Below are 4,975 nucleotides of genomic sequence, written 5' to 3' on the forward strand. Positions count from 1 at the left end.
CCTTGTCCTTGTCCGCGCACGGGGTGACGCACGGGCCCTTCGCCCACCACTCCGGCAGCATCGCCAGGGCCTCGTCACCGAAGGGGTTGACGCCCGGGCCCGCCACGAGCGAGTGCCCGACCAGGACGTGCAGGCACTTGACCCGGTCGGGCATGCCGCCGGCGCTGGGGAAGCCCTCCAGGACCTCGATGGCGTCGCGGCGCGCGAGGTAGTCCTCGTGCGCGGCCCGGTAGGCGGCGGCGAGCTCGGGGTCGGTGGCGAGCCGGGCCTGCATCTCCTTCATGACCCCGTTGGCCTCCAGGGTGCCGATGGCCGAGGCCGCCCGGGGGCAGGTGAGGTAGTACGTGGTCGGGAAGGGGGTGCCGTCGGGGAGCCGGGGCGCGGTCTCGACGACGTCCGGGTTGCCGCACGGGCAGCGGTGCGCGATGGCGCGCAGGCCGCGCGGCGGGCGTCCGAGCTGCGCCTCGAAGGCGGCGACGTCCGCCTCGGTGGGCTCGGTGCGTTCGGTCTGCGGAGGGGGCGTTTCCATGTCTGCCTTGGTCGTCGGGGTCGTACGGGATCGGTGGGGGCGTACGGGGCGGTCGGCCGTACGGGTCGGTCAGGGGCGGTCGGCGCGGTCCACGCCGTCCCACAGGTTGTCGTACCAGGGGCGGTCCGCCGGGCCCTGGCCGCTGCGGGGCCGCGGCTCCGCGCCGGGGTCGTCGACGGTGAAGCCGGTTTCGCCGGGCAGCACGTAGTGGAGGTGCTCGCGGGCGAGGCGGCGGACGTAGGCCGGGTCCTGGAGGCGGGCCTTCTCGTCCCGCAGCTCCTCGACCCGCCGGGCGGCCTCGGCGGCCTTCCGCTCCTGCTCGGCGATCTCGCCCTGCTGGGAGACGTAGCTCCTTATCGGATAGGCGAGCGCCACGACGAGGGAACAGACGACGAGGGCGAGGAAGGCCGCGCGGCCGGTGAGCCGGGAACGGCGGGCCTGGCGGCGGCTCTGGGAGCGGTAGACGCGGGCGGCGGTCTGCTCGCCGAGCAGCCTGATCCTGGTCGCGGTGGAGAACCGGTCCCGGGCCATGTGCGCGCCTCCCCTGTACGTGCGTACGTCCCCGCACACGGTACGGGACCGAGTGCGGGGACGTACGGAGACGGGCTGTGTCAGCCCTTGCCCCTCTTACTTAGTTCGCGGAGCGGAACCGCGGGAACGCGCTGCGGCCGGCGTAGACCGCGGCGTCGTCCAGGATCTCCTCGATGCGCAGGAGCTGGTTGTACTTGGCGACGCGCTCGGAGCGGGCCGGGGCACCGGTCTTGATCTGGCCGCAGTTGGTGGCGACGGCCAGGTCGGCGATGGTGACGTCCTCGGTCTCGCCGGAGCGGTGGGACATCATGCACTTGAAGCCGTTGCGCTGGGCCAGCTCGACGGCGTCCAGGGTCTCGGTCAGCGAGCCGATCTGGTTGACCTTGACGAGCAGCGCGTTGGCGGCGCCCTCCTCGATGCCGCGGGCGAGGCGCTCCGGGTTGGTGACGAAGAGGTCGTCGCCGACCAGCTGGACCCGGGAGCCCAGCTTCTCGGTGATGGTCTTCCAGCCGTCCCAGTCGTCCTCGAACAGCGGGTCCTCGATGGAGACCAGCGGGTACGCGTCGACGAGCTCCGCGTAGTAGTCGGTCATCTCGGCGGCGGAGCGGGCCTTGCCCTCGAACTCGTAGGAGCCGTCCTTGTAGAACTCGGAGGCGGCGACGTCGAGCGCGAGCGCGATGTCCTTGCCGGGCGTGTAGCCGGCCTGCTTGATGGCCTCGAGGATGAGGTCCAGCGCCTCGCGGTTCGAGCCCAGGTTCGGGGCGAAGCCGCCCTCGTCGCCGAGGCCGGTGGAGAGGCCCTTGGTCTTCAGGACGGACTTGAGGGTGTGGTAGACCTCGGTGCCCCAGCGGAGGGCCTCGGAGAAGGACTCCGCGCCGATCGGGGCGATCATGAACTCCTGGATGTCCACGTTCGAGTCGGCGTGCGACCCGCCGTTCAGGATGTTCATCATCGGAACGGGCAGCAGGTGCGCGTTCGGGCCGCCCAGGTAGCGGAAGAGGGGGAGGTCGCTGGCCTCGGAGGCGGCGTGCGCGACGGCGAGGGAGACGCCGAGGATGGCGTTGGCGCCGAGCGAGGACTTGTCGGGGGTGGCGTCCAGGTCGAACATGGCCTGGTCGATCAGGCGCTGCTCGGTGGCGTCGTAGCCGACGAGCTCCGGGCCGATCTGCTCGATGACGGCCAGGACGGCCTTCTCGACGCCCTTGCCGAGGTAGCGGTTCTGGTCGCCGTCACGGAGCTCGAGGGCCTCGAACGCACCGGTGGAGGCACCGGACGGGACGGCAGCACGGCCGGTGCTGCCGTCGTCGAGGCCGACCTCGACCTCGACCGTGGGGTTGCCTCGGGAGTCCAGGATTTCCCGGGCTACGACGACGTCGATGGACGGCACGAGCATCTCCTTCTGGGATGTGACGCTAGGTGTGACGCATACGGCGCAAGGCTCGTTCGCCTTGCGACAAGAGCCTAACCGGCCCGGGGGCTCCGGCCCGCCGGGCGCCCGCCCCGTGGGACGAAAAAGGACCCGGGGGCACGCATCCCGGGACGAACCGCCCGCGTGTACTCACGGGTAACGGACGGAACCCCGGTCCGGCGTGCACGGGGGGAGGCACGCCGGACCGGGGTGGTCACCGCGGGAGGTTCGTCAGGGCCGCGAGGCTCACTTCAGGTGGAGCTGCTGGCCCGGGTAGATGAGGTCGGCGTCCTCGACGACGTCCTGGTTGAGGTCGTAGAGGGTGGCCCAGCCGCCCTTGACGCCGTGCGCCTGGGCGATGGTGGCGAGGGTGTCGCCGGCCGCGACCTTGTACTCGCCGTCACCCTTCTTGACCTTCTTGCCGGTCGGGGTGGTGACGGTCTTGCGGCGCTCCTGCGGAGCGGCCTGGGCGGTGACGCTCTTGGACGTCTCGCGGGCGGTCGCCTTCGGAGCCGTGCGCTTGGTGCTGCGCGTGGTCGGCTGCTCGGAGCGGCGCTCGGGCGAGGTGGTGGTGCCGGTCGGCTTCTGGGTCTCGGTGGCGCCGCCGCTGTAGGTGGCACGGGAGAGGCCGACGCCGCAGCTCGGCCAGGCGCCCTTGCCCTGGCCCGCGAGGACCTTCTCGGCGATGGCGATCTGCTGCGACTTCGAGGCCAGGTTGGCGGTCGAGGCGTAGGCGGTGCCGCCGTACGCGGCCCAGGTGGAGGCCGAGAACTGCAGGCCGCCGTAGTAGCCGTTGCCCGTGTTGATGGACCAGTTGCCGCCGGACTCGCACTGGGCGACGCGGTCCCACTCGGAGGCGGTGGCGGCCGAGGCGGTGCCCGTGGCCATCAGCGGGGCGGCGACGGCGGCACCGGTGACGCCGACGAGCGTGACGACCTGGGTGGCCTTGGAGGGACGGCGGTGTTTGCCCTTGCCGGAAAACAGCATGGAGATTCTCCTCACCGACGCCTGCGAGGTGAGCTGTCGGGTTCGGGCCGAAGAGTTGCCCGGCCGCGTGTCCTAGCACGCGGCTTCACCCCAAGCCGAACGTCGGTCGTCCTTCTCGACGACCGGGGCCGGCACTTACCTTGGGTCCCCCGCTCCTGCCTACGGCGCTTACGCGACGACTGTTCCCATCGGCCGGCGGCAGGACTCGGCGTTCTCGGTCGACGGGGCCCGCGGTGGCGAGCGATGACGACCGTAGCCACACTCCTGCCGGAAGTTCAAAGGGGCTCATTGCGGAAATAACGCCCCTACGGGCCTTCCGGCAGAGGGTGTTTGCGCAGGTGAGAGGTCACGGAATCAAATCTTCCGCACGGGCCGTGCCAGTTGGGGCGAAGAGATCCATGTCTCACTTGAGCAGAACCGGACATTACCTCTCGAACTACCCGGCCGACGGCGCCGAACCGATCGTCAGATCGAGGCTCTGACCAGGCAGGATGAGGTCCGGATCGGTGCCCACCGTCCGCCGGTTGGCGTCATAGAGGGCGGTCCAGCCTCCGGGGAGTTGCCTCTCCTGCGCGATGACGGTCAGGTTGTCCCCGGGGCGCACCGTGTAGGCGCCCGAAGTGTCCTGACTGTCCGTTGCGTCCGCCCCGGTCGGCGATACGTCGGCTGCCGGGGCCTTTGCCGGACTTTCGGCGCTCTTGTCCGCCGGCGCGGCGTGGCGACCCGCTTCGGCAGAAGTGTCCGTCTTGCCGCTTTCCTCCGGGGCGGCGTCGCCCCGGTGCTTGCCGGTGCCGGGCACGCTCGACGGAGCGTCACCTTCCGCCGTACGGGGCTTTTCGGACGTTCCGGAGGTTCCGGGCGTGTCGGAGGTGCCGGGAGCCGTCGGCGCGCTCGGCGCGGCCGGGTGGGTGGGGGCGTCCGGCGCGGCCGGGTGGGTGGAGGCGTCCGGCGCGGCGGTCGTCCCGGCCGCTCCCGGCGCCTGGGAGGCCGTGGCGGCGTCCGGGGCCGAGGAGGCCGCGGGAGCGCCGGAGGTCCGCGGTACGGGCACCGAGGAGGCCGGGGAGGACGGGGAGGCCTGCGCGGCGGGCGAGGCGGTCGGCGTGCCGGCCGTGCGGTTCGACTCCGGGGCGGGGCCCGTCTCCTCCGGCGGCGTGACGGCCGGCCCCGGGTTCACGCCCGGCGCCTTCCCGTCGTTGTCCAGCCCGGCGATCGGGGCGCAGGTGGCCCAGTCGGTCGCGCCCGAGGCGAGCGCCTTCTCGGCCACCACGATCTGCTGGGCACGGCTGGCCAGGTCGGCGCTGGGGGCGTAGGCGAGCCCGCCGTGCCGCTCCCAGCTCTCCTGGGTGAACTGGAGCCCGCCGTACATCCCGTTGCCGAAGTTGGCACTCCACTGGCCGCCCGACTCGCACTCGGCCACCCGGTCCCAGGTGGCCGCGTCGGCGGCGGAGGCGGATCCGGTGGCGAGCAGCGGCAGCGCCATGGCGGATCCGGTCACGCCCGCCGCGACGACGAGAGCGGGG

At 72.2% G+C, this 4,975-nt stretch carries 5 protein-coding genes and 1 riboswitch; all 5 genes read right to left on the minus strand.

Annotation, left to right across the window (positions count from 1 at the left end; translation table 11 throughout):
* Positions 1 to 529, minus strand: a 529-nt coding sequence (locus tag RIF68_RS27180; protein WP_309053937.1) for a DUF501 domain-containing protein, incomplete at its 3' end; no start/stop codon positions are given.
* Between the two features lie 69 nt (positions 530 to 598).
* The gene (locus RIF68_RS27185; RefSeq protein ID WP_309053938.1) at positions 599 to 1,060 is read right to left on the minus strand and encodes a septum formation initiator family protein; all 462 of its coding nucleotides are present in this window, start codon (positions 1,058 to 1,060) and stop codon (positions 599 to 601) included.
* A gap of 100 nt (positions 1,061 to 1,160) precedes the next feature.
* Entirely contained in the window at positions 1,161 to 2,447 is a 1,287-nt protein-coding gene (gene eno, locus RIF68_RS27190; RefSeq protein WP_309053939.1) for a phosphopyruvate hydratase, read from the minus strand.
* A 267-nt stretch (positions 2,448 to 2,714) separates the two neighbouring features.
* Entirely contained in the window at positions 2,715 to 3,455 is a 741-nt protein-coding gene (locus tag RIF68_RS27195) for a transglycosylase family protein (protein WP_309053940.1), read from the minus strand.
* 3 nt (positions 3,456 to 3,458) lie between these two features.
* Positions 3,459 to 3,632: riboswitch (cyclic di-AMP (ydaO/yuaA leader) on the minus strand.
* Between the two features lie 259 nt (positions 3,633 to 3,891).
* On the minus strand, positions 3,892 to 4,975 hold a 1,084-nt coding region (locus RIF68_RS27200), incomplete at its 5' end, for a transglycosylase family protein (RefSeq protein WP_309053941.1).

This window comes from Streptomyces sp. (genome assembly GCF_031178505.1).
Taxonomy (GTDB): Bacteria; Actinomycetota; Actinomycetes; order Streptomycetales; family Streptomycetaceae; genus Streptomyces; species Streptomyces gulbargensis.

What these genes read in the sequence shown, in the direction of transcription:
- RIF68_RS27185 (WP_309053938.1), bottom strand. Translation starts at nt 1,060, where the DNA reads ATGGCCCGGGACCGGTTCTCCACCGCGACCAGGATCAGGCTGCTCGGC.
- RIF68_RS27195 (WP_309053940.1), bottom strand. Translation starts at nt 3,455, where the DNA reads ATGCTGTTTTCCGGCAAGGGCAAACACCGCCGTCCCTCCAAGGCCACC.